The sequence below is a fragment of the Geomonas sp. genome (genome assembly GCF_056994735.1).
Genome location: NZ_JBXKJL010000389.1, coordinates 1 through 1463 on the forward strand (window position 1 = coordinate 1; position 1463 = coordinate 1463).

The window sequence follows — 1463 nt, forward strand, 5'->3', positions numbered from 1 at the left end:
GCGGTTGGTCCGGAAGCAGAACGACGCGACGTTGAAGCAGCTGAAGCAGCAAGGCAGCTTTGACTGCACGCTGGCGACGATCTGGAACACACTGCGTCGCCTTGGTTTGACCTACAAGAAGAAAACCCGGCATGCTGCCGAGCGCAGCCGGCCTGATGTCCAGAAGAAGCGACGGCGGTTCCGGAGGAAGGTGCGACAGATCGAGCCAAAACGGCTGGTTTTTGTGGATGAAACCGGGGTCAACACGGCAATGACCACGACCCACGCTTGGGCGCCACGGGGTGAACGTGCGATCGGCTCGGTGCCCACTTCCTGGGGGACGGTGACCGTCATCGCCGCGTTGGGCCTGGACGGTGTGCGGGCACCACTGGCGTTCCCTGGCGCCACGGACACAGCGGCGTTCCGAACCTACGTGGAGATGGTGCTGGTGCCGGAGTTGCACGCCGGTGATGTCGTCGTGTTTGACAACCTCAAGCCTCATCTGGCCTCCGGCGTGGCGGCAGCGATCAAGCAGGCCGGGGCCGACGTGTTGCCTCTGCCGCCCTACAGTTCCGACTATACCCCAATCGAGGAGCTGTGGTCGAAGGCCAAGCAGTTCCTGCGTCGGGTTGCGGCGCGATCGCGAACGTTTCTCTACGACGCCTTGGGACAAGCTTTGGAACATGTGACTGCTCAAGACATAATGGGCTGGTTTCAGCACGCCGGTCTGTGTGCAACCCATGGTTAAACCGCGCTAGTGAACCTCCTCAATATCACCTGAGTCCTCGGACGGGACCGTGTGGATGGTCTCGATTTCGACCCTTGTCCTCTACGCAAGACGGGTGCCAGCGCGATGAGGAAAGGCCGACGCGGAGAAACTCTTTCTCGATCCGCTTCTTTTCCGGTTGGACTCACCCGGTTATGCTTTACCTAGCCTTCACACAGGACGCCTCGCGATGAGAACCCAGCGATGACCGAACCTGCTCTCGCACCCGAGCCTGTCAACGATTTCACGACCACCGTGCTCGTCATCACTTCTGAGGGGATGGGCCATGCCGAGCCTGCGCTTCAGCACAAGCTGCTGCGTACGTTCCTGACGCTCCTGCTCGAGAGTGCTCAGTCTCCTCGTGCGATTTGCTTTTACGCGGAGGGTGTGCGGCTGGTTGCCGAGGGCTCGCCGGTGCTGGATTTGCTCCAGTCATTTGAGTCCAGGGGCGTTCCCCTGATTATTTGCCAGACGTGCCTGAATCACTTTCAGATCGGCGAAAAGCGCCAAGTGGGCTTGGTGGGCGGGATGGGCGATATCATCGCTGCCATGGCAGCGGCCCAGAAGGTGATCACATTGTCATAGAGATCGACGGGCCGCAACTCTCAGGCGGGCTCACTTCCGCCAGAGCTTTTGTGAGAGCTCGGCGAAGTCGTCGCGGCCAGTAGGAACAAGCAGATAACCGCCGGCATACGCTAGGGTCCCCGTCGCCAGATGG

The 1463-nt window shown here is 60.6% G+C and carries 2 protein-coding genes; both read left to right on the forward strand.

What is annotated here, in order from left to right; translation table 11 throughout:
* A partial coding sequence (locus tag AC11W3_RS16800) for an IS630 family transposase (protein WP_484093391.1) occupies positions 1-727 on the forward strand: 727 nt, incomplete at its 5' end.
* A 222-nt stretch (positions 728-949) separates the two neighbouring features.
* A complete protein-coding gene (locus AC11W3_RS16805) occupies positions 950-1330 on the forward strand; it encodes a DsrE family protein (protein WP_484093392.1) in 381 nt (126 codons plus the stop codon).
* Positions 1331-1463: the final 133 nt, after the last annotated feature.